Annotated in this window: 19 protein-coding genes and 1 pseudogene; 7 read left to right on the plus strand and 13 right to left on the minus strand. The window is 56.7% G+C overall.

The window, feature by feature from the left end; all coding sequences use genetic code 11:
* The first annotated feature begins 231 nt into the window (after positions 1-231).
* On the plus strand, positions 232-756 hold the full coding sequence (locus tag XMM312_RS11045; RefSeq protein WP_371731482.1) for a LysR substrate-binding domain-containing protein: 525 nt from the start codon (positions 232-234) through the stop codon (positions 754-756).
* A gap of 216 nt (positions 757-972) precedes the next feature.
* Here XMM312_RS11045 and XMM312_RS11050 read toward each other — a convergent pair.
* The 5 genes from XMM312_RS11050 to XMM312_RS11070 form a co-directional block, all read right to left on the minus strand.
* A protein-coding gene (locus XMM312_RS11050; protein ID WP_371743488.1) for an IS5 family transposase occupies positions 973-1,945 on the minus strand; the annotation gives its coding sequence in 2 pieces (ribosomal slippage) (positions 973-1,047 and positions 1,049-1,945; 972 coding nt in all).
* Positions 1,946-2,113: 168 nt separating this feature from the next.
* Entirely contained in the window at positions 2,114-2,281 is a 168-nt protein-coding gene (locus tag XMM312_RS11710; protein WP_371731478.1) for a hypothetical protein, read from the minus strand.
* A 343-nt stretch (positions 2,282-2,624) separates the two neighbouring features.
* Positions 2,625-4,544: a triacylglycerol lipase gene (locus XMM312_RS11060; protein WP_254442938.1), complete on the minus strand. Its 1,920-nt coding sequence runs from the start codon at positions 4,542-4,544 to the stop codon at positions 2,625-2,627.
* Between the two features lie 20 nt (positions 4,545-4,564).
* Positions 4,565-5,608 carry a DUF4105 domain-containing protein gene (locus XMM312_RS11065; protein WP_015879511.1) on the minus strand — a complete coding sequence of 348 codons (1,044 nt, stop codon included), beginning with the start codon at positions 5,606-5,608 and terminating at the stop codon, positions 4,565-4,567.
* A complete protein-coding gene (locus XMM312_RS11070; RefSeq protein WP_173489264.1) occupies positions 5,608-6,240 on the minus strand; it encodes a TetR/AcrR family transcriptional regulator in 633 nt (210 codons plus the stop codon). The genes XMM312_RS11065 and XMM312_RS11070 overlap by 1 nt, the downstream gene beginning before the upstream one ends.
* 444 nt (positions 6,241-6,684) lie before the next feature.
* Here XMM312_RS11070 and XMM312_RS11075 point away from each other — a divergent pair, with 444 nt between their 5' ends.
* The 6 genes from XMM312_RS11075 to XMM312_RS11100 all read left to right on the plus strand — a co-directional run bounded on the left by XMM312_RS11075 (position 6,685) and on the right by XMM312_RS11100 (position 15,202).
* Entirely contained in the window at positions 6,685-8,172 is a 1,488-nt protein-coding gene (locus tag XMM312_RS11075; RefSeq protein ID WP_173484522.1) for an efflux transporter outer membrane subunit, read from the plus strand.
* Positions 8,173-8,186: 14 nt separating this feature from the next.
* The gene (locus XMM312_RS11080) at positions 8,187-9,266 is read left to right on the plus strand and encodes an HlyD family secretion protein (protein WP_173484521.1); all 1,080 of its coding nucleotides are present in this window, start codon (positions 8,187-8,189) and stop codon (positions 9,264-9,266) included.
* Between the two features lie 2 nt (positions 9,267-9,268).
* Positions 9,269-12,031, plus strand: a complete 2,763-nt coding sequence (rbbA, locus tag XMM312_RS11085) for a ribosome-associated ATPase/putative transporter RbbA (protein WP_173489265.1) — start codon at positions 9,269-9,271, stop codon at positions 12,029-12,031.
* Between the two features lies 1 nt (position 12,032).
* Positions 12,033-13,163, plus strand: coding sequence for an ABC transporter permease (locus tag XMM312_RS11090; RefSeq protein ID WP_173482239.1), 1,131 nt, complete (start codon positions 12,033-12,035; stop codon positions 13,161-13,163).
* A 474-nt stretch (positions 13,164-13,637) separates the two neighbouring features.
* A complete protein-coding gene (locus XMM312_RS11095) occupies positions 13,638-14,132 on the plus strand; it encodes a universal stress protein (RefSeq protein ID WP_173482238.1) in 495 nt (164 codons plus the stop codon).
* A complete protein-coding gene (locus XMM312_RS11100; protein ID WP_173482237.1) occupies positions 14,129-15,202 on the plus strand; it encodes a lipid A deacylase LpxR family protein in 1,074 nt (357 codons plus the stop codon). Before XMM312_RS11095 ends, XMM312_RS11100 begins: the two co-directional genes overlap by 4 nt.
* A gap of 369 nt (positions 15,203-15,571) precedes the next feature.
* Here XMM312_RS11100 and XMM312_RS11105 read toward each other — a convergent pair whose 3' ends face one another.
* The 8 genes and pseudogenes from XMM312_RS11105 to XMM312_RS11140 all read right to left on the minus strand — a co-directional run bounded on the left by XMM312_RS11105 (position 15,572) and on the right by XMM312_RS11140 (position 23,911).
* Positions 15,572-16,606 (minus strand): IS110 family transposase, encoded by a 1,035-nt coding sequence (locus XMM312_RS11105; RefSeq protein WP_173482236.1) that lies wholly within the window; start codon positions 16,604-16,606, stop codon positions 15,572-15,574.
* A 191-nt stretch (positions 16,607-16,797) separates the two neighbouring features.
* Positions 16,798-18,039 (minus strand): annotated as a pseudogene (locus tag XMM312_RS11110) (IS256-like element ISMaq7 family transposase); the annotation flags it as partial.
* Positions 18,040-18,102: 63 nt separating this feature from the next.
* Positions 18,103-18,627 (minus strand): cation transporter, encoded by a 525-nt coding sequence (locus XMM312_RS11115; RefSeq protein WP_305847189.1) that lies wholly within the window; start codon positions 18,625-18,627, stop codon positions 18,103-18,105.
* Between the two features lie 37 nt (positions 18,628-18,664).
* Positions 18,665-19,072 carry an organomercurial transporter MerC gene (gene merC / locus XMM312_RS11120; protein WP_196575170.1) on the minus strand — a complete coding sequence of 136 codons (408 nt, stop codon included), beginning with the start codon at positions 19,070-19,072 and terminating at the stop codon, positions 18,665-18,667.
* A 15-nt stretch (positions 19,073-19,087) separates the two neighbouring features.
* Positions 19,088-19,363: a mercury resistance system periplasmic binding protein MerP gene (merP, locus tag XMM312_RS11125; protein ID WP_028867975.1), complete on the minus strand. Its 276-nt coding sequence runs from the start codon at positions 19,361-19,363 to the stop codon at positions 19,088-19,090.
* Positions 19,364-19,422: 59 nt separating this feature from the next.
* Positions 19,423-19,770 carry a mercuric transporter MerT family protein gene (locus XMM312_RS11130; RefSeq protein ID WP_028867974.1) on the minus strand — a complete coding sequence of 116 codons (348 nt, stop codon included), beginning with the start codon at positions 19,768-19,770 and terminating at the stop codon, positions 19,423-19,425.
* Between the two features lie 84 nt (positions 19,771-19,854).
* Positions 19,855-20,244, minus strand: a complete 390-nt coding sequence (gene merR / locus XMM312_RS11135; RefSeq protein WP_028867973.1) for an Hg(II)-responsive transcriptional regulator — start codon at positions 20,242-20,244, stop codon at positions 19,855-19,857.
* Positions 20,245-20,341: 97 nt separating this feature from the next.
* A complete protein-coding gene (locus tag XMM312_RS11140; protein ID WP_173489266.1) occupies positions 20,342-23,911 on the minus strand; it encodes a conjugal transfer protein TraG N-terminal domain-containing protein in 3,570 nt (1,189 codons plus the stop codon).

The raw sequence follows: 23,911 nt of genomic DNA on the forward strand, positions 1-23,911 counted from the left end.
TCGCTGGCAAAGAGGTCGTTTTTGATTGCGCTACGCTTCTTCATGGTACTGATCTATCGGGTGTTAGTGGTTGCTTGATGCTATCACAGGGCTACCGGTGCTGTGAGGGAGGTTTTTCGAGGTGCCCTTTGATCTCCACTGCTTGCTCCTGGGTCAACATCTCGGCGGCTCAAAACCGCCATTATCGCCCAGGGGGTCAATTTTGCCTCGGCGTCAGGGGGTCAGTATTACATCGGCGTTAACACCCATCATGGAGGGGTTGAAATTGAGCTGTTTTGTGAGCAATCCACCGCTCTGATTCCACGGGTTGAGAACGGTGACCTAGATCTCGCACTTGTGTCTCGGGAACATCCCCGACACGGCACGCTATTGTTCTATGAACCGATGGTGTGGGTCGGCTCATCTGAGTTTCGGATATGGAGGCGAGATCCGCTTCCCATAGCGGTTTACGAAAGCACAAGCCTAGCCAAACGCAGTGCTATCAACTCATTGTCTTTGCAGGGACGGCGTTATCGAGTTGTGTACAATAGTTCAAGCCTTGCTGGACAAATTGCTGCTGTTGAAAGTGGCCTCGCGATTGCTGTACTGACGCGTTGTAGTGCCCCTCCTCATTTGGAGGTTCTGGGAAGTGAGCATGGTTTAGGGCCATTGGAGCCTATGGAGGTATCTGTATACCGAAGCCTGGCGTCGCACGGAAATGCAGCCGTCGATCAGCTCCATAATTTATTGGTCAAAACGCTCAGAAGTTCGCTTTAAGAAGGCCTTCTCCCAATGTGGAGAGGAGGTACGGTGTTTGTTTTCGCTGTAACGCGCATGGCACACTTAATGTCCGCTTCGGGACGTTAGGGAACGTATGAACAAGTCCCTTCAGTGCCATTAAAACTGCATTTTCTCTGTGCTGGGGCGCATAAAATGCGCACAACCGCCCCTTCTTAACCGACTGCAACCGCCTTTTCAGGCAGTACAGACGGATTAACCCTGTGCTCTCAACATCTGGTCCACCCGCACAACATTGGCCAGCGCGAACAGCATGGCCCAGCTTGCTGTCGTTTTTCTTCAGGCCACGGTAACGGGCTTTTACGAAGCCGAACTGGCATTTGATGATCCGAAACGGATGCTCAACTTTCGCACGGATGCTGGCTTTCAGATACTCGGTGCGGATTCTGACCTTATTGATCCGAGGGTGTTTTTTCAGGGTCTTCAGCTTCCCTGGCTGTTCAGCGATGTACCAGTCCGCACTGACATCTTTCAGCTCGTCTCGCTTTTCGGCGCCCCGGTAACCCGCATCAGCAAAGATGAATGCTTCTTCACCGTGCAGTAGCTGGCCAGCCTGATTGAGATCGTGTTCGTTTGCGGCAGTTGTGCTGAAACTGTGTGTGATGCCGGTGCGGGCATCCACGCCTATATGAGCTTTCAAGCCAAAGTGCCACTGATTGCCTTTTTTGGTTTGATGCATCTCCGGATCACGCTCGCCCGTTTTGTTCTTGGTGGAGCTGGGGGCTTCGATGATAGTGGCATCAACCAGTGAGCCCTCTTTCAGAAGGACACCGGCCTCAGAGAGCCATTGGTTCACCTCTTGAAAAATCTGTCGGGTCAGACCGTGGCGTTCGAGTAAGTGCCGGAACTTCAGAATGGTGGTGTGATCGGGGATGGCTTTATCCAGTGACAAGCCTGCAAACAGCCGCATTGAGGCAATCTCGTACAGCGCATCTTCCATTGCTGGATCACTGAGGTTATACCACTGCTGCATGCAGTGAATGCGCAACATGGTGGACAAGGGGTAAGGCCGACGGCCGTTTCCAGCCTTGGGATAGTGGGGCTCGATAACGGCTTCGAGACGCGCCCATGGAAACAGCTTGTCCATTCGGCCAAGGAACTTCTCCTTGCGGGTCTGACGGCGCTTGTTGCTGAACTCGCTGTCCGCGAATGTAAGTTGCTGATCCATCTTATGCGTCCTCGATCATGTGCAGTCAGCATTATCCCATGTGGCGGACTTGATCACACCTTCCTTAGCCCGCTTGATTCACCGCACGCATAATGTCTGCTCTGGGCCAACTTCAGCATCACTGACAGGTTGGCCTGGCTAGCGCACATAACGGACCTTAGCGGGTGACTACAACTGCCGGTATACAGCCGCCGTCACGATGCCTGCCGCAATGGCGGGCAACGGTTTTTTCAGTATAAACATGAGGAATGCGGTAATGAGTAGGGCGAGTTTGGCTCCAGCATCTCCAGTTACTGCCATTGGCGCTATAATAGCCACCAGCACCGAACCAGACATTGCTTGGATAAACTGCTTAACGCGGCACCCGATTGGTACAAACGAGATTATGTAGACGCCACCCAGCGGGTCACCAATGTTACCAACGCCATCACCAGAACAATAATGATTAGGCCGATACCGGAGGCTTCAATATTCATCGCCTTGCTTCCCCGCCCCCAAAATTGTACCCGCAACACCGCCCGCTAGGGAAATGCCATAGGAGGGGGATTCCATCCCATTCCCCTAGCTCCCTGACATAAGTCTGATGCTCTTTGCACATTACAGATGAATGCACTTCGCCCACCTGAAAGATAGCAGCCTGCCCAAATCAGCTTGGCTGCGTACAGAAGATGGCAGTTGCCTATGGCTGCATGAAATGCTCTTCCTGCAGAGCCATGTCGTCTTTGAGGATACGCTGGATCTCCAGTACCGCAGCCGCGTTCTGTTGCACGCTGTGTCCCGAAATTATGACTTTCTCAGATTCTGCACCGGGAAGGTGGGCGCTGCGGTATGGTACCAGGCCGTCATCGGAATCCTCAAGCGGCACGTCGGCATTGGTCTGCGCCAGGATCGAGTGATAGCGCACCTGAGCCGAGATGGGAAAGTCCGCCGCCGCGCGCACAAAAGGATCGTTCTCGTCGAGGTTGTCGACGCTATTGGGGATATGCCCCAGGCTTTCGTGGCTGCTGGCCGCCGCATTGGGTGCTAGTGTGTGGGCGAGTTCTTCGAGCACCGTAACGGGGAAGCGAATGAATCCCGCCATCCAGCGCCCCAGGCGTCCACCTGCGACCGACGTGCCCCGGTGCGGTGCTGCGATGAAGATGGCGCGGCTGACATGCGGGAAGGGCTCGAAACGCAACATCGGATCTATGCGTTTGATCTGCTGCGGCGTCAGCCGACTGCGATCCGCAGCCAGCTGCACCAGCGACTGGTCGGTTGACGACACCATCAACCGCGCGATGACCCCGCCCATGCTATGCCCCACCAGTACAAGGTCGGACGATGCCGGCGCCTGGCCGGAAGGATCGAAATGCGCCAGCGTATCCCCGAGCGCTCTGCGAATCATCGCGTGGTTCAATGCGATCGGCAGATTGGTCGGGTAGTAGACCTGCCAGATTTGGTAATGCTGGCGCAGGGTCTCATCGCCCAGGATTTCGTTGGCGAGCTCCACCCAGGCTTCCGGGCTGCTGGCTAGTCCGTGCAGCATGACGATGATACGTCTGTTCGGATCGTAGGGTTGCATTAGGTAGACGTGCGGGCGGTCGATGCCGCCCTCGCGCCCAAGCAGGCTGCGCAGAGACTGGCGGTTGAAGTTGGCACGGGCCAGCCACAAGCCGTAGCCGGCCGTAAAATTGGCTGCCAGCGGCACACGTTGGCCGTGCAGCATGATAGCCGATTCCTCATAGGGATCATGCACCGTCAAACGGGCGGTACGGGTATGCAGCACGCTGTCCAGATCGTCTCCATCAGGGTGCAGAAGAACCGTCATGGGCGGCGCGGACATCTCGCTCCAGGGTAGTGGCTGCTGATCGTGTTTAGCTGATGAGCTACCCTCGCTGGTAGGGGCAGACGTCAAGGGGGCATCCGGCATGACGGCCACCAGCTCGGCTCCGAATCCGTCGCGTCGGTAGAGACTGCGCATTCCGCGGAAAGACAGGGATGAGGCTGGTAAGAGTTCGGCTGGCACCGCCGTACTGCCCGGCAAGCGCTCACCGCGCATATCCAGTTGCAGCTCCCAGCCTGCAATGTTCCGGTGGGGCTGCGCTGGCAACTGCGTAGGCGTTTGTTGCTCAACTTCAAATATCGCGGTGGCGGCACGTTCGACAGCATAGTTATACCAGTCGCGTACTTGTGTCTGGCGATCCTCGAAGGCTCGCTCTCCTGGAGTATGGTCGCCGAGAAAGAGGTAGGCGTAGGCATAACGGATGGTTTCAAACCAGGCGGCTTGCTGCTCGGATCCGGGCTTCATAGCTTGTGCCTGCGCCAGCCACAGTTCGGACAGCGCAGCCAGACGTCGATCTGTGGCCACTCCCGTCACCGCGGCCAGGGCCTCGACGCAATCCGCTGAGATCGGTTTTGCGCAAGCCTGCGCATCCAATGCCGCCACCCTGATGGTCTGGGTCGTCGCATCGCTGAGTTTGCCGCGTGTCAGGATATCGCCGCGCTTGAGTTCGATGGCCTCGCCCGCATCCAGTGTATGAACCTCAACCACTGGGCCGAACTCACGCAGGATCGAGCAGCCCCCCAGCAACAGCGGGGCAATGACGAGCCACACTGCCATGCGGCAAGACTGCTGGAACCTCATGGAGATACCTCGTCGGCCGGCACGCCGGGCACACCTTGTCGAATCGACATCGAGAAGTCGTCTCCTGATGCGTCAGAGGCCAGTGCGCGTTCGTTGATGTGCCCCAGTGCCTGCAGTTCTGCGTAGCGATGGCCGGGCGTCAATCCGTGCAGGTCATGGATGTATTCCGCAAAGTGTCCGGACAGCAGCAGGCGATAGTCCGCCGGCAACGCTGGCGCAATGAGCCGAGCCAGCTCGAATACGATGGTCGTGCAGTTACTGGTCAAGGTGTTGTAAAAGCGCGGTGTGCGCCGCAGTTCATTGGCCGCGTGCAGATACTCCAGAAACAACGCGCGGACATTCGCCTGACTCATCTGCAACCGATAGAGATAAACGGCCTCGCCTCGCGCATTGCTGCGCGTACGCACAATGTCGCGCTCATCGGCGGCTACCAGGATCTGCTCGAACTGACGGAAGAATCCGCCGATCGCCGAGAAGGACTCGTGGCGCTCCTTGCGTATTTCCAGTGAGAACACCACCCGCTCGCCACCGTCGAAGCCGAACGACACCAGTGTGTGCGCAATGTGCGGCCCCATCCAGTAGGAAAGTACCAGATCGGCGCTACGCAGGCGGGTAAGGTCGTAGGTACGGTTCTCCCAACGCGGCGTGTAATCGGTTTCACTGCGCCATTCGAAGTTGCGTACATTTTTCAGTTGAACATGATCGCCGTCGATCCTGGCCTCCAGCAACTGGGCGACATCGTCAGCCCATAGGCGGTGGTGCGAGGGCTGCAGGGTGCTCCACCACGCCGCCAGAATAGCGACGGCGCTTACGAATACCACTGCCGTGAAATTACATGACTTGCGGCTGAGCAGACCTGTCAGCGCCGCCACCATCGACAGTCCCGCGGCCGCCCACAGCGCGAGGGTGAACCAGCGAACAGCCGGCTGCGGCACCTGATGCCATAGAGCCAGTGCACCCCATGCAGTCAGCAGTAGCACCGCAACCCCGGTCACCAGTCGCACAGGGAGGTGTCTGGCTTTTTGCCTTACCTTGCTCATCAAGGCTGCAAGAGCTCAAGCAGCAGCTGCCGATGCGCATCTCGTACCTGCACGAGCTCTATGGAAGGGTTTCCCCTGGATAGCATTGACGAGTTCAGCCATAGCAGTGCGGGAGCGAGCGCCAGCGGGAAAAAGTGCTCAGTCAGGACACTCGGACGAACAACCCCCCGGTCTATGTTGCCTTGGATGATGAGCTGTGCTCGCCTGCGCAGTTCGCGCGCTACCTCATCATGCCAACGTTTCACCAGTTCCGGTGCTCTGGCGCTTTCGGTCAGAAGTAATCGGTAGATCGATACCGTAGCGGGGGATTCAAACGTCGCGTAAAGGCGATCAAGATAGGCGTCTACCAGCTCTGGCAGCGTCAGTTCTTCATCCGGAAGCCAGCCCTGAAAATCGCGAAACTGCTGGGTTGCACGTTCGAGCAAGGCGTGAAAAATCTCTTCCTTGCTTTTGAAGTGGGCGTAGATGCCTGCCTTGGATAAGCCCGCACATTCCGCCAGGCGCTCCATCGACACGGCGTTGTATGTCCGATCCGCAAACTCGATCAACGCCGCATCCAATATTTCCTCTCTCCTGGCCACAGAAGACAGATAGCGGCGCTTGCCTGGTACGTCGTCTTTTTTGGTTGGCATACAAAGGTCCCTGTTCAAAAATTGACTGGATTGTCCCATGGACTGGTCACCGGTTCCACCATGGGCGCATGGTCAGCCCAGGCTGAGCACTTCCAACTGGCGGGTGTGCAGTGCCTAGTGAACGGCTAGTTGCGTTTTCGGGATTGTAACGTATAATCACAAGCAACCGTCCAGTCGTTTTCTTTATAGTGTGCGATAACGCGCACTATTCGCAGGGACGCATACGAACCCGGAACGCCGGAAAATGAAGAAGGAGAGCCCCATCGACCGGTTGCTAGAGGCGAGAGTGCAGACATTAATAGGGAGGTGGCGTGAACAGCCATCAAAGTCGCGCTCGATTGCAGCGTTCGTTGGTGACCGACATGCCTGCGCGTCGCTGTACGTGGGCGGCTACTCCTCTACAACCAGGCCCTATTCAGCCCGAACCCCGTACGGAACGTGATCATGCCTCCAGCTTTTCCTTTATTGTCTGAGTTCAAATTGCGCACTGCCTCGCTGGCACTGAGCGCCGTCGTACTGACCGGCTGCATGTCGCTCGCTCCCGCTCCTGATACTCCGCCCCCGCCGGTGCCAGCGGTTTGGTCTGGTCATCCTGAATCGAGCACCGAGGGTGCCCACGCGGGAGAACTTGCCTGGCAGGCCTACTTCACGGACCCTTTGCTGCAACGCCTCATCGAGACCGCGCTGGAGAACAACCGCGATCTGCGCCTGGCCGCGCTGCGTGTCGAGGAAGCCAGCGCCGCATTCCGCATTCAGCGCTCGGATCGATTTCCTGCCGTGGGCGTGGGTGCCCAGGGTGGACGCGCCCGCGTCCCTGGCGATCTGAACATGTCGGGCCGGTCGCAGGTGGGCGGCGAATATCGGGCCGAGGTGGGTTTGAGCACCTGGGAGCTGGATCTGTGGGGCCGGGTCCGCAACCTCGAGGACGCCGCCCTGCAAACCTGGCTGGCAACCGACGCTGCGCGCCAGGCCGTCCACCTGGCGCTGATCGCCCAGGTGGCGGACGGTTACCTGGGCTTGCGCGAGATTGACGAGCGTGTGGCTATCGCCCGTCAAACCGTCGCGACTCGCGAGAATTCCTACCGCATTTTCCGGCGCCGCGTTGAAGTCGGCTCGACCTCGAAGCTGGATCTCACCCAAGTCCAGACCCTGCTGAACCAGGCTCAGGCGCTGCTGACCCAGCTTGAGCAAGCGCGCGCCACGCAACTGCACGCGCTGGCGCTGCTGGTGGGCGCTGATCCTGGCCCGCTGCCCGCCAAAGCACCCTTCGATGAAACAACGGTGCTGGCCGACCTGCGGGCCGGTCTGCCTTCGGAGCTGCTGGTCAGCCGCCCGGACATCATTTCCGCGGAACACCAATTGCGCGCTGGCGATGCCAACATCGGGGCCGCCCGCGCGGCGTTCTTGCCGCGCATTGCGCTGACCGGCAGCTTCGGCACGGCCAGTTCCGATCTGGACGGCCTGTTCGATTCCGGCAGCCGCGCCTGGACCTTCATGCCCACCCTGTCGCTGCCCATCTTCGATGGCGGGCGGCGGCGCGCCAACCTGGAACTGAGCGAAGTGCGCCGCGACATCGCCGTTGCCGGCTACGAGAAGACCATTCAAACGGCCTTTCGCGAGGTGGCCGATGCACTGAGCGCCAAGTACTGGCTGGCTGAGAAATTGACGATCCAGCGGGCCAATCTGGAAGCGCAAAGCGAACGCGCGCGGCTGGCCCAGTTGCGCTACGACAACGGCTCGGCCGCTTTCCTGGAGGTGCTGGACGCCCAACGCGATCTGCTGGATGCCGGACAACAGCTGGTACAGGCGCGCCGTGCGCTGCTGTCCAGCCAGGTGGCGCTGTATGCCGCACTCGGCGGCGGAACCCTCGCCGCAACCGGTCAGGCGCAGGGTGCGACCTCGGCGCCCACTTCCACCCCATCAACCCGTTAAGGCACGCGAAACCTATGACTGCTTCATTCTCTCTCAAGAAAAAACTTCTGATTGTTGCCGCTGCAGCGGTTGTTATCGCGCTGGCCTGGTGGGGCTGGACAGAGCTTGCCGACAGTGGGCCCGGCGAAGGCTTCGTTAACGGCAATGGCCGCATCGAAGCCACCGAGATCGACATCGCCACCAAGCTTCCCGGACGTATCGAAGACATCCTCGTACGTGAAGGCGACTTCGTCGTGGCGGGCCAGCCACTGGCCAGGATGCAACTGGAAACGCTTGAGGCGCAGCGCGACGAAGCCTTCGCCATGCGTGAACAGGCCGAGCACGCGGTGACCGCAGCACAGGCCCAGGTGGCGCTGCGTGAAGCCGACGTGGTTGCGGCGCAGGCACTCGTCGGTCAGCGCGAGTCGGAGCTCGACGCCGCACAGCGGCGTCTGGCACGTTCGGAGACACTGTCCCGAGAGGGTGCCGCCTCGATACAGGAGCTGGACGATGACCGGGCGCGCGTGCGGGGCGCACAGGCGACGCTCGCGGCCAGCAAAGCACAGACCGCCGCTGCCCGCGCCGCGGTCGAGGCCGCCAAAGCGCACCTTGTCGGCGCGAGATCCAGCGTATCCGCTGCCACGGCCAGCATCAATCGCATCGAAGCGGACATCCGCGACAGCGAACTGCGCGCGCCGCGCGACGGAAGAGTTCAGATTCGTGTGGCGCAACCCGGTGAGGTGCTTGGAGCCGGCGGACGTGTCCTGAACCTGATCGACCTGTCGGACGTGTACATCACCTTCTTCCTGCCCGAAACCGTGGCCGGCCGCGTAGCGCTTGGCACCGAGGTACGCATCATTCTGGATGCCGCGCCGGATTTTGTTATTCCAGCCACTGTTTCCTTCGTCGCCAGTGTGGCGCAATTTACCCCTAAGACGGTTGAAACCGCGAGCGAGCGGCAGAAACTGATGTTCCGAGTGCGCGGGCAGATTTCCCAGGATCTGCTGCGTGAACACCTGGATCAGGTCAAGACCGGGCTGCCCGGCGTGGCCTGGGTCAAGCTCGACGCCAATGCCGAGTGGCCCGAGAACTTGTCCCTTCGCGTGCCGGAGTAAGTATGAGCCACAGTGCGCAACCCATGACCGTTGCAAGCGTCAGACAGGTGCGCTTGCGTTACGGCGACGTCATCGCCCTGGATGGCATCGATCTGGACATTCCCGCCGGACGGATGGTCGGCCTGATCGGCCCCGACGGCGTGGGCAAATCCAGTCTGCTCTCATTGCTGGCGGGTGTGCGCATCATCCAGGAGGGCACGGTCGAGGTGCTGGGTGGCGATATGGCCAGCAAAGCCCATCGCAAGCAGGTTTGCCCGCGCATCGCCTACATGCCGCAGGGACTGGGCAAGAACCTGTACCCGACGCTCTCGGTCGAGGAGAATCTGCAGTTCTTCGCGCGCCTGTTCGGTCATGGCTCTGCGGAACGCCGCCAGCGTATCGATGAGCTCACTCAGGCCACTGGCCTGTTCAAATTCCTTGAGCGCCCGGCAGGCAAGCTCTCCGGGGGCATGAAGCAGAAACTCGGCCTGTGCTGCGCACTGATTCACGACCCGGATTTTCTGATTCTCGATGAGCCGACGACCGGCGTGGATCCGCTGGCGCGCGCACAGTTCTGGGACCTGATCGAGCGCATCCGCGCCGATCGCCCCGGCATGAGCGTGATCGTGGCTACCGCCTACATGGATGAGGCACAGCGCTTCGACTGGCTCGCCGCCATCGACGACGGCAAGGTCCTCGCCACCGGTACGCCGAAGGAATTGCTGGAGACAACAAACAGCCCGAACCTGGAAGAGGCATTCATCCGCCTGCTCCCGGAAGAGAAAAAGCGCGGACACCAAGCGGTTGTCATTCCGCCTCTGCCTGAGGACGGCGCGGACGATATCGCCATCGAAGCCGAGGGGCTGACCATGCGCTTTGGCGACTTCGTTGCTGTCGACAGTGTCTCCTTCCGTATCCGGCGCGGTGAGATCTTCGGCTTCCTCGGCTCCAATGGTTGCGGCAAGTCCACGACCATGAAGATGCTCACCGGCCTGCTGCCGGCGAGCGAGGGCCGGGCCTGGCTGTTCGGCCACGAAGTCGATCCGCATGACCTGGACACCCGCCGCCGTGTCGGCTACATGTCGCAGGCGTTCTCGCTCTACAGTGAACTCACGGTACGCCAGAATCTGGAGTTGCACGCCAAGCTGTTCAGTGTGTCCCCGAACGATATTCCGGGCCGCGTGGACGAGATGGTGGAGCGCTTTGGGCTGGCGGACGTCATCGACAGCCTGCCGGCCAGTCTGCCGCTGGGCATACGCCAGCGCCTGTCGCTGGCCGTTGCCATGGTGCACAAGCCCGAGCTGCTGATTCTGGACGAGCCGACCTCCGGCGTCGACCCGGTGGCGCGTGATGCGTTCTGGCGGCTGCTTATTGAATTGTCGCGGCGCGACCGGGTGACGGTCTTCATTTCCACTCACTTTATGAACGAGGCCGAACGCTGCGACCGCATGTCGATGATGCATGCCGGCAAGGTGCTCGACAGCGACGTGCCCGCCAGACTGGTCGAGAAACGCGGCGCCAAAACCCTTGAAGAGGCCTTCATCGGCTACCTCCTCGAAGCCGAGGGCGGCACAGCCGCCCCGCCCAGCCAGCCTGAGGCCGACAATCACGAGGAGCCGCCATCCGCGGTACCCGCTGAACACCGCGGGCACCGCGCTGGAGGCTTCAGCTTGCAGCGCATGTTCAGCTATCTATGGCGCGAGACCCTGGAGCTGCAGCGGGATCCGGTCCGCGCTACCCTGGCGCTGGGCGGTTCTTTGCTACTGATGTTCGTGATCGGCTTCGGCATCACCATGGACGTCGAGGATCTGAGTTATGCGGTGCTCGATCGCGACCAGACCACGCTAAGCCAGAGCTACACGTTGAACCTGGCCGGCTCGCGCTACTTTACCGAGCACGCGCCGATCGTCGACTACGACGATCTTGACCGGCGCATGCGCAGCGGCGAACTGTCGCTGGCCATTGAGATCCCCCCTGGCTTCTCTCGCGATGTGTTGCGAGGCCAGAACGTGCAGATCGGTGCCTGGATCGATGGCGCCATGCCACAACGCGCGGAAACCGTCCAGGGCTACGTTCAGGGCATGCACCAGCACTGGCTGTTGGCACAGGCCAGCGAGCGCGGCGGCGCCAGCGTAGCCGGGAATGCCAGCGTCGAGACGCGCTTTCGCTACAACCCCGATGTCAAGAGCCTGCCGGCCATGGTACCGGCCGTGATTCCTCTGTTGTTGCTCATGCTGCCGGCGATGCTGACCGCGCTGGCGGTGGTGCGCGAGAAGGAGACGGGCTCGATCACCAATCTCTACGTGACGCCGGTCACGCGCATCGAGTTCCTGCTTGGCAAGCAACTGCCCTATGTCGGTCTGGCCATGGTGAACTTCCTGCTGATGAGCCTGCTCGCGGTCACCGTCTTCGGTGTGCCGGTCACGGGCAGCTTCTTCACCCTGTCGCTGGCCGCGCTGATCTTCTCCTTCGCCGCGACAGGCATGGGGCTGCTGGCCTCGGCCGTCACGCGCAGCCAGATCGCCGCCATGTTCTTTGCCATGATCGGCACCATCATTCCGGCCACCCAGTTCGCCGGCCTGAGGGAGCCCGTGTCCTCGCTTGAAGGCTCCAGCAAGTTCATCGGCGAGATCTACCCCGCCACGCACATGATCTCCATCAGCCGTGGCGTGTTCAACAAATCACTCGGCCTGGCCGACCTGACGGGGCCGCTGTGGTCGATGCTCATTTCGGTTCCGGTCATTCTCGGCGTGGCTGTTTTGCTACTCAAGAAGCAGGAGCGTTGAGATGCGCAGAAGAAACCTGGCCAACATCTACGACCTTGGTGTCAAGGAGCTGTGGAGTCTTTGGCGCGATCCGATGATGCTTGTGCTCATCGTCTATGTGTTCACCGCGTCGGTCTACACCAAGGCCACGTCCATGCCGGAGACGCTGCACAACGCGCCCATCGCCATCGTCGACGAGGATAATTCGGCGCTGTCCCAGCGGGTTGCCTCGGCCTTCTACCCCCCGCAGTTCACGCCACCGGCCATGATCGACTATGGGGACGTGGACCCGGGCATGGACGCGGGGCTGTACACCTTCGCTCTGGTCATTCCGCCCAACTTCCAGCGCGACGTGCTGGCGGGGCGATCGCCTGCCGTGCAGCTCAATGTCGACGCCACCCGCATGAGCCAGGCCTTCACCGGCAGTGGCTATATCCAGCAGATCTTCACCGGCGAAGTCAATGAGTTCGTCAAGCGTTACCGCGGCACCGACGCGCCACCCGTGGATCTGGCATTGCGCGCACGCTTCAACCCGGCACTGGACAAGGCCTGGTTCGGCTCGGTGGTGCAGATCATCAACCACATCACGCTGTTGTCCATCATCCTGACCGGCGCAGCGCTGATCCGGGAGCGCGAGCACGGCACCATCGAGCACCTGCTGGTGATGCCGGTTACACCCGCGCAGATCATGCTCTCCAAGGTCTGGTCGATGGCCCTGGTCGTGCTGATCGCCTCCTTCCTGTCCCTCAACCTCATGGTGCGCGGCATCCTGGGCGTGCCCATCGAGGGCTCCATTGTGTTGTTCTTCGCCGGCGCGGCCCTCAGCCTGTTCGCCACCACCTCCATGGGCATATTCATCGCCACGCTGGCGCGCAACATGCCGCAGTTCGGCATGCTGATGATGCTGACCATCCTGCCGCTCCAGATGCTATCCGGCGGCGACACGCCCCGCGAAAGCATGCCCGAGATCGTGCAGAACATCATGCTGATCGCACCCACCACCCATTTCGTGGAACTGAGCCAGGCCATCCTTTACCGGGACGCGGGCCTGGAGACGGTATGGCAGCCGTTCCTGGCGCTGGCCCTGATCGGCACGGTGCTGTTTTTCCTGTCGTTGGCACGCTTTCGCAAAACGATCGGCCAGATGGCCTGATCGTTTGATCGCCCGAGTGGGCACTCAACCCAGTAAGGAGTTTGACCATGAGCAATGAAACCATCCCTCCCAACCTGTTCAAGGCGAACCTGGAACTGCAGCTGCGCCTCTGTATTGACCACCGGAGGGCACAACGGCGGCATCGTGAGCGAGCCTGGCCGAGGCAAGCGCCAGTATCAAATCCATACGCGCGCCGTGAATGAGGGGTACATGGCGCCGGACGAGTGGCAAGCCACTGCACAGACGCATCTAGATTCGTGGTGGCCGGCATGGTCAGCATGGCTTCGAGAGCGCTCTGGTGAAGGTGTTGCGCCTCCGCTCATGGGGGCCGAATCCCGTGGATATCCCACTATTTGCGACGCCCCGGGGAAATATGTACGCAGCTGAATAAGCGCATACCGCGTCCGCTATTGCGACACGGTATGCGCAATATCTGTTCGGCACCCCGTCCTACTCTGATAACTGGAGATATTCATGTACTCAAGACTGCTGGTTCCGCTCGACGGAAGTCCTACCGCCAATTTGGCGCTCCACCACGCTGCGGTGCTGGCACGCCTGAATGGCGCAACCATCGTCTTGCTGCACGTCATCGAGGAGATGAAGCACAGCAACGGCTTCGAGAGGCCGAGGATCTATATTGAAGAAGTGAGGCCGGGCTTCCTGGCGGCCGGGCAGAAGCTGCTGGACGAGGCGGCGCTGCGGCTGAGGCAGGAAGGCCTGGCGGTTGAGACCGTCCTTCTGGAAAGCAAGGGCGAGCGCGTCTCGGTGCTCATCGCTCAGCAGGCACTGACCACTCAATGCGAGTTGGTGGTGTTGGGTACTCACGGACGCCGGGGCGTGGACAGGCTGCTGATGGGAAGCGATGCCGAGCAGCTCGCTCGCATCGCACCAGTTCCGGTGATGCTGGTGCGCCAGCCCCAATCGGTCATTGCGACTGCAACCCCTGGGCAGGGTGGCACGCCAGCGTGACGAAGGTTCAGTCCACCGACCAAACTGAATGGAGGCTGAAAGTCGCAGCCCCCTTGCTGCTGCTATTGCTGAGCGCCTCCGCACAGGCCCAATCCTGCCACCAGGACAACCCGCTGCGCTCAACGGGAACGCTCAATCTGCGGATCGACAACGACATGTTCGGCGGCATTGGACAAGACCAAGGGTACTCCAACGGGTTTCTCGTCAGCTGGGTCTCCCCCAACCTTGTGGACTATCGCGATGACCCTTGCCTACCCCGTCTCGTCCGTGGGCTGAATCGTTTTCTCACGGTGCTGCAACCCGAGGGTTTTGACGAACAGAACATGACCATCGGCTTCGGGCAGATGATGTACACCCCGAGCGACAAAACGCGCAGCGATCTGATCAAAGACGACCGCCCTTTCGCCGGCGCAATGATGTTGAGCCTCGGCTACAACGCGCGGCGCGGCGATACGCTGCGCACCTCACAAATCCGCGTCGGTGTTGTGGGCCCCTCCTCCCAGGCCAGGCAAACCCAGAACTGGTGGCATGACACCATCGGAGTGGACAAATTCAATGGCTGGAGACACCAACTGCGCGACGAACCTGTGCTGCAGTTGCTGCACGAACGCCGAACGCGAGTCTTCAGGCAAGAAAACGTCAGCGGTTGGGGCTGGGATCTGACCCGCCACTGGGGCGGCAGCTTCGGCAATTTCGCCACCTACGCGAATGTAGGTGGAGAACTGCGCTATGGCCTGCGCCTGCCGGATGATTTAGGCACGGCACCGCTGCGGCCTGCCGGAGAAAACACCGCGCCCGTGCGCACGACCGCTGGCGGCAACTGGAACGCCCACCTCTTCGTGGCGCTAGACGCTCGCTGGGTTCTGCACGACATCACGTTGGACGGCAATACCTTCAAGTCCAGCCATAGCGTGGATAAACGGTCACTCGTGGCGGATGTCGGCTACGGCGTCGCGATTACCCAGGGCAATTGGCGCATCGCGATAGCCCGCTACCACCGCACACGCGAATTCCGGGGACAAAACGAAATCCCGGTCTACGGAACGATCACTGTAGGAAGGAAATTCTGATGCCGGTCGATTCCTTCCTCGACTCCACATGGGCCGTCCTGTTGTTATTCGTCGGCACGGGACTGATTGCTCGTGTGGAGTACTGACGCTGAATAAACACCCGAGTTCGTATATGGTCTTCTCCCGTCTTGCAAACCATGCCAGATAAAAAGGCTGCTGTCGTATATTCGGTCTCAGATGAAGCTCAATGATCGCTTCGGACCCAGATGAAGCATTCGCACATACTCGGCTTTATCGACAGTACGGTGTTTTCAATCACCAACGAACTCTGCAAGCTTTCAAGTATGTCGGTTTGACCTGTTATTCATCATGTCATGGTTAACGCAAACCTTGGGTGGTCAGCTCCTTAAATAGCCTTACAAGTCAGATTCATGCAGCGGCAGCATGCCTGATGAGGAAGCGCTCTTTTTTGGCGACACACACCCAGGCGAATCGCACCATTTTATTAGCATAGGCAACCACCGCTCGATTAAAGCCCCTATGCTCAACGAGGCGTTGAATCCAGCGACTCAATGGGTCATCTTTCTTGCTCGCTCTCGATACCACTGCACGCGCCCCGTGAATCACTGCGCTGCGCACCCGCGCGTCACCGCGTTTCGAGATACCCATTAACCGTGCTTTACCACCCGTACTGTGCTGTCGTGGTACCAAACCCAGGGCCGCGGAGGCATCTCGGCCTTTACTGAACTGCTGACCGTTCCCCATCCACTGTTTCAGGGCATGAGCGACAATATCACCGACTCCCGGGATCGCAAGCATACGTTGACAGGCACTATCCTTTTCGACCGATTGTTTTAACTGCTCATCGTACCAGTCGACCTCCTCGTCTAGTGCCATCAGCCTCTCTCGCTGTCGAGACAGCAGCAGCCGCATTCGATAGGTCAATTGATTATCTGCATCTTCCAGGATCTCGGGGAGGCTCCGTTTCAGTATGTGCAAACCAACAGGCAATACGATTCCATATTCAGCCAGAATGCCGCGTATGTGATTGGCTAAACGGGTACGATCATGCACCAGTTGCTGCCGGATGCGTGCGAAAGTGGAGTCGTCTTGTTCATCAACTGTCTTTGGCAGCACCGGCCGTATAGCCCCATGATGACAGGCTTCAGCAATCGCTTGGGCATCGTTGTAATCGTTTTTCTGTCCACGGGAATAACCTTTCACATGCTGCGCTGGCAACAGAACAACGTTATGGCCTAACTGCGTGAGCGTTCGAGCCCAGTAATGAGAACTGGCACAGGCTTCCATAGCAATTGTTGACTCCGGCCGTTGGGCGATATAACTCACCAACTGGCTGCGCGTGCGCTTCTTCTTTTCAACAACGCGACAGGATTTATCGACTACAACGATGTAGAAGCTGTTTTTTGCCAGATCAATACCGACAGTATGTTGTTGATCAGTCATAACATGTACTCCCGTATTCACTGTGACGCTCTTGTTACATTATGGGGCACATCATTCGAATGTGCTCCGAGGGAGGGAGAAGACCATTTAATCAACAGTTATCCACTGACTATCGTCTGTTTTGCACAATCCAGCCCTGATTCAGAGTTATGGTCATTTCTGGTGTACGGGGAGATAGAAGGATGGCGTATCCTGTCTGACTGATCCTGTACTTGTTCCCCATCCTTGAATTTCACGTTGTTGACCACGAGGGCCAGCAGATCAAATCCCTTGATCCGTTTCCAGCGCTTCTGCGCGGTTTCCAGTAGCTTGTAGACCATCGCCAGCGTGGTCTCTCGGGAGCCGCAGTTCCGCGCTCTCTTGCTTCTCAGGCGCACCGTCGAAAACGTCGATTCGATCGGATTGGTCGTCCGGATATGGACCCAGTGTTCTGCCGGGAAGTCGTAGAACGCCAGCAGCTCCTCACGATCCTTGCGCAGCCGTTCCATGGCGCCGGGATACTTCGACTCAAAGCGTACCAGCGCCCGGTCAAATGCCTTGTGCGCCTCGTCCTGCGTCTCGGCCATCCAGATCTCATGCAGCGCCGCCTTGACCTTCGGTTGCACCGACTTTGGCAGCGCGGACATGATGTTCGCGCTCTTGTGCACCCAGCAGCGCTGATGGCGGGTGTCCGGATAGCACTTGGCCAGCGCTTTCCAGAAGCCCAAAGCGCCGTCGCCGATGGCCAGCTTCGGGCTGGTCGTCAGGCCTCGGGCCCGAAGCCCTGACAGGAGCTCTGACCAACTGGCCTCCGACTCGCGGTAGCCGTCCTCAACCGCAACCAGCTCCTTGCGCCCATGCTCCGTCACGCCGATGATCACCAGCAGGCAGAGGCGGTCATCCATGCGCACGTTGCTGTATACGCCGTCGGCCCACCAGTACACGTAGCGGCTTTGGCTCAGATCTCGCTGACACCACTCCCGGTGCTCATCGATCCAGTGCTGCTTCAAGCGACTGATGGTGTTGGCCGACAAGCCCCTGGCCTGATCACCCAGCAACGCGGCCAGTGCCTCTTGGTAATCGCCGGTGCTCACACCCTTCAGGTACAGCCAGGGAAGCACTTCCTCCACACTCCGGGCTCGCTTCAGGTACGGCGGCAGCAAGGTGCTGTTGAAGCGAACCCCGGAACCACTCCGATCCCGTACTTTCGGCACCTTGATGTCGACATTGCCGATGCCGGTCTGGACAGTACGCTCAGGCAAATAGCCATTGCGCACGACGGCCTGACGGCCATCCGGGAGCCGGTGCTCGGCATGCTGATCCAGAAGCGCCTGAAGCTCGGCCTCGACGGCCTGTGCGATCAGCTCCCGTGCCCCAGTCCGCAGCAGCTCGGTCAGCGGATCAATAACGTCTTTTTCTGGTTGTGGAAGAGTCTTCAGGGTAGACTTGGCCATGGCGTATCACCTTCTGTTGGTTGTTGATCTGGCGTGATCAATCAACAGGATACGCCATCCTTTCTACCTTCCCGTACACCAGAAATGACCATAACTCTTTTCCAGTCCGGTAAAGGGATTATTGCGTTGCTGCTGAGCCAATTGAGCGGCGCGGATTAGAATTTTTGAGGGTACGCAGCCGACATTCACGCAACAGCCGCCAATCACATCGGCTCCCTCAATAAGAGTGACCTTGGCACCACCTTCAGCGGCTTTAATAGCGCAGGCAAAAGCGCCGGAACCCGTACCGATAATCGCCACGTGTTGAGTTTGGTTGCTTTCAGTGTTGCTTGCATTTTCGTTGTCACAGCAGTCGTTCGGTGAAGTAATTTCTTTTGCAGTGCCAGTGGATTCTTTTGCGATATAACCGAGAGCTTCTATTGCTCCAATGAGAACGGTTACGCTGACCCCACCGTTCGTGGTGATCGTTGCTCTGGCGTTTTCATAAGATATTTCAACCTTATTAACGCCTTCGATCGCATCGAGTGCTTCTTTAACGTGGGCGACGCAACTTGGACAGGTCCTCCCTTCTATCGATAGTAAGATCATTCGTTTTCCTCAAATAGTAGTCAGGCATTGCGTCGTGTTAAACAGCACAGCTGTCATCATCACAGCGTTTATTCGCCGGTGAAAAAATATCCCAAAGCGATACGGCAACCATCAGGCCTAATGCTGAATAGGTGACATAGCTGCTCCAGCCGTACTGGAAAAACGGATAGAGCGATAACAGCAATAAAATGGGGCCGGCCACACCCAGCGCACTACGGTGCCATTGCCGGTGGCTGAACCAGCCAAGTCCGTTGAGTACCAAGGCAATCCAGGCAAACAGGGGTAATAGCGTGCTAACAAACAGACCTTCCCATTGGCTGAGAAAACCCAGTCCTACCGCAGCGCCCAGACTGGCAATGGCCGGGAAACACATGGCGCATCCCATAGCAGAAACCAGCGCGCCCAATGAGCTAATCTTATCGCCGAACCGGGTCAGTAACCGTATTAGCATTTCTATGCTTTACTCCTTGAGCGTTGACGGATAACCCGCGTTAGTGGTGGCTTCGGTCAGTGCTTTTACCGTGGTTTTTTCGTCGTCGAAGGTGACCACCGCCAGTTTGGTCTTAAAGGTCACTTCGGCTTTACTGACGCCATCGACTTTTTGTAAGGCTTTTTCCACGGTAAAGGGACAGGTCACACAGTTCATGGTTGGGACTTCCAAAGTAACTGTTTTCGGGGCAGCTAAAGCGTTCAGGCTGGTCAGTACGAACAGGGACATTAGGGCGAGTGTTTTCATAATTTTCTCCAAGAGCAAGCCATAAAGATTTAATCAAAATAAAAGGTTAGAAATCGTCATCAGGCGAACCAGACAATCCAATAATTACTGGTGACTAAAACCAACGCAGTCAGTGCCGTTAACCAAAAGATCACCTGCCGACGTTTTCGCACTTGAGGAACTGCACAGGCGGTGCCTGGCTCACAGTCCTCGACGGGGCGATAGACCTTCCAGCCTGCGAAGCCAAATAAGGCTAAAACCAGCAGGATAAAAATGGGACGATAAGGTTCTAACAAGGTTAAATTACCAATCCAGGAGCCACTCACGCCTAGCAGCAACAAGACGAAAGGACCAGCGCAGCAAAGACCAGCGCCAATAGCGGCAATAACACCGCCGATGATTGGAAAGTTGGGATTACTTTTTGACATAACTCACTCTACTTATCGTACTTTAGTAAAACAAGCTTAAACCCCGTACCCAACTACGGAGTCAAGATAAAATTTGACTCATTATTAATCTTCAGGAAGTAGGGAATCAATAATGGGACAGTGGGATTGGTTAGTATTAGAATTACACTCATTCAATAATTCTGTGAGAACGGTTTCTAAGCGGCGAAGACCTGCTATTTTGGCTTTCACACTTGCAAGCTTGTGTAAAGTCATTTCTTGCACTTCTATACAGGGAGTGTCATTAAGGCTGAGTAAATTGGAGATTTCTTCCAAAGTGAACCCAAGATCTTGGGAACGTTTAATGAATTTTATTCGGTTTAATGTTGCCAAAGGATAAAGTCGGTAGCCTAGATGCGGTTTTTCAGGTTTTTCTATAAGACCACGTCGTTCGTAATAACGAACAGTCTCAACATTGATACTAGCTTGTTCGGCTAATTTTCCAATTGTGTACATGTGTTATATTTCTCCGTATCTAAGTACGGAGAAATATATCCCTATCTACGTAATTAAGCCATAAAACTTCGTTAGCCTTGAGCTTCTACTCCTTGTTTTATTTATTTCCTGATGCCTGGTTATATGCCCTAATATCGATCAAGTTGTTCTGAGCATAATCTCCCGCAAGGGGTGCATTTGAGATCACTGCAATCTGCTTATCCACAAATGCTTTATCTTCATCAGACACACTGTCAGAGATGTAAGCGCCACTCTCATCCTTTTGACGATACTCATTTAGCATTTGCTCCCTTAGACCAAGCATTTCAGGCGACCAACTCGATGAGTCTTCAGAGTTGAAAACGCGCCCCGCCAAACCTTCATTGAAAGCTTGAGCGAAAACTTGACTTTGAATCGGGGTCAATCCCATTCTCTGCCCTTCGCTGTATGCTTCCTGTTTAAAATCATCAGCATACTGCTCTAGAAACTCACCATATCGATTGTTAACTGCCGCACCGAATGCCCCCGCCAACATGGCTTCAGACTTAGTGCCCCAGTTTACTTCGGAGGCATACTGCGAACTCGATCCACTGTATGCATCATTAAACGCCGTCAATGGGTTTTCCAAAGAGGTTCCGGCATCAACGGCGGCTTTTAAGCCATCCCAGGTTGATTTGCTGGCCACAGTAGCGTTGTGCAAGAAACCTCGTGAGCCAGGATCTTCAAGCGCTTGTTCTTTGTAACTCTCATAGTCTTCGCCAAAGTGATTCAGGGTATGCAGAGCTGCATCAGTATGCTTGCCACTGAAATCACCAATAGCACTGGCGCTGTTGAAGAACATTTCAGCACCAGAAACTCCGCTATCATCAGCCATAATACGTGATCGCCACTGAGATCCAGCTTCACTGTTTAGTTCAGATTGATAGGTACTTGTGTCAGTAGCTACGGCCTGTTGGGCTTGCTGCTGATGCGCATTCAACTGTCCATCTATACCAGACAGATTGGTTTGGTAAGCCGATTGAGCTGCGTTGAACTGAGTTTGAACTGTTGCTGCATCCTCGTAGCCGCCCAATACACCCGATTCAACTTGGCTTTGAGCACCACCAAAAGTAGGTGCAGCTGATGACAAGCCTTCATTAGAGCGCGGTTGAATTGATCGTAAATCGGCTCCGGTAGCCATGGCCATAACAGTCATTGCTGCTTGATAATCATTGTCTCGTTCAGCGGGCGTTGAGGAGTTGCTATAGGTTAAAGACTCCATAGCTGCGGCCACATACGCCTGATTATCATCAGGTAGCAAGCGCTGATACATTGGAAGGTTTTCACGTAATCGGTTACCTGCTTCAACATGCTGGTTCATATAGCGACCTAAATAATCCATGACTTCAGGATTATCCGCTGCTAATCGAGTTAACGTCGAACCATCCGTGTTCCTTTGTCCTGATAGACTGTAGCTGGCCTGATCAAGCTCACTAAAGCGGTTTGATGCCGTGATAACGTCTTGTGCTGAACTCTGAAGTGACTGATAGTCTTGGTTAGACAACGACATTTCAACGCCAGAACGTCTTGAATCTGAAAGGTCCTTAACCATTGCATCGCGATACTCAGCACGTCGTGAATCACTCGATGCCAAGCTTTGCATTTCCCCAGTGAGTGTATTTGCGGTCGTTGATCGAGAACTGCCTTCTGACGACTCAACTTGGCCACTAAAGTTTCCACCTAAATCCAAGCCTGCTCGTAACCGTGATATTTTTGGCACTCTTGAGGATTCGGGCTTATCGACTCCAGGCAAGTTACCTTGTCGGGAGTCATTCCCCCCTGTACCAAGTAATCTTCCCAAGAAGCCTTTATCTGCTACTTCTTTATCATCGGTATTTGTAATGGTTCCATCTCCACCGACCCTTAGGCCTCCCGATAACACGCCCGATACCAAGCCACGTACAGCGTCTTTTTTATCGTCTCCGAAACCATACCGTGTTTGCAGGTCATCAGTGACCTGATTAACAACGGCGCTAGATGCGGAATTAGAAGAACCGATCTGACGTCCAACCGAAGAAAGGTTGTCGTAACTTAGCTTTTCACCAAAGGTTCGACTCATGGTATTGCCAACCTGACGGCTAAAGGCTTGAGTTGCCTGAGTCATGGATTCTTTTGCAGAGCCGACCATTGAACCCACTGCGTTTCCGACAGAGAAACTGCTTAGTAAGTTTGACGCGCCGGTCATTGCAGAACCCGTGAGGGCTGAATTTTGGAACATTGACTGTGATTGCATCACCGGGGCATTTTTCGCGACATCTGGACTTGCCAGCTTTTCATCAATGGCATCACCGTTTTGAAGACGTCCAGCCAAGTGGGTTGCAGTTATTGCTGAGCCATACACGAGCATGAGCGAAATTGCCGGAACACTCGACGCCAACATGCCGCCAGTAGCTATCCAGGTTTGCAGCACTGAATCCATCTGCATCATCCCAGCAAAAGATGGCACTTCTGTACCTGCAAAGGCATCAAGAGCCGACATTTTCCCTGCAACGGTTAAATGAATATACAGGTTAATGATAGCCATGACAGGCATCCAAAGTTGAATCCAAAGCAGGATTAACAAGTACTTCCCAGCCATTCGCATCCCGATTTGGCCAAGGGCTATCACAAAGGCCATCAAAGGGGTGATGGCGTAAATGAAACCCTCAAAAAACGTCATCATCGGACGAACGATACTTTGGAAAAGAGTCTGCTCCGCCGCCCATTGTGTATTGCGCTGTTCAATCGCTTGATTAACCATAACGGCGGCGGTGAAAGCTTGATCATCCATATACTTGCCCGTCACGCTTTGCTCATAAATAGGCAAAAGCACTGACGCGGTCATATACTCTTGGGTGTTAACCGAAGCCAAACCAAGGTTATTCAGTGCATTTCGGATCACGTCATCAGTGTCCGTTGCTGACGAAGTCCCCAATGAGGCTGACAGAACCTGTTTAAGCCTTGGAATGAAGGTTGATTCTGTCATGAGTTTCAGTTGGCTATAGGCATCGGTGCAGTCCAGATCGCTACTGCTACCACTGAGCATGATTCGAGTGCCATAAATGCGCGAATCAAACCTAATCGCTGTCATCGGATTAGGATCACTCAGCACCTGATCGAGGTTCTTTTGGCCAATGTCGATACCAATCAAGGTGCACTCTTTGATGTAGTTAAACCACGATTGCTCGATGTCCGAGCCGCCGACACGATTTGCATCACCCAACCCAGAGCGATCCATCACCTGTTTTCTCACTTTAATCAGTGACTGTAAACTGGATGCAAAGCCGTATTCCGTCATGGCGGGAGTTGAGAACGCCGTCTCAAACAATCGCGTGATTTGAAAGCCGACAGTTGAAATCGTACTGCCTGCGGCAGCAACACCGATGGGCACATTATCAACCACTCGAACTTGTCCCGTGTACGCATCCTCAATGCTCACTCGGGTACTGGGTCCAAACATGGTTGCAAAGACTAACCATGAGACTAAAACGTGTTGAAAGTTAATGCCACGACCGCCTTGCATTAAGGCCTGAACAGAGACCATCAATACCCCAATGAGCAAGCCAATGCGAACCATTGAAGTAAAGTCGCCTGTACCAGTAATCATCGCGACAGCGTTCAAGACCTGCTCTAAAAATGCCGAATCCCCGATGGAATAGATCTCCCACAT

The organism is Marinobacterium sp. xm-m-312 (assembly GCF_013283295.1).
In the GTDB taxonomy this organism is placed as follows: Bacteria; Pseudomonadota; Gammaproteobacteria; order Pseudomonadales; family Balneatricaceae; genus Marinobacterium_E.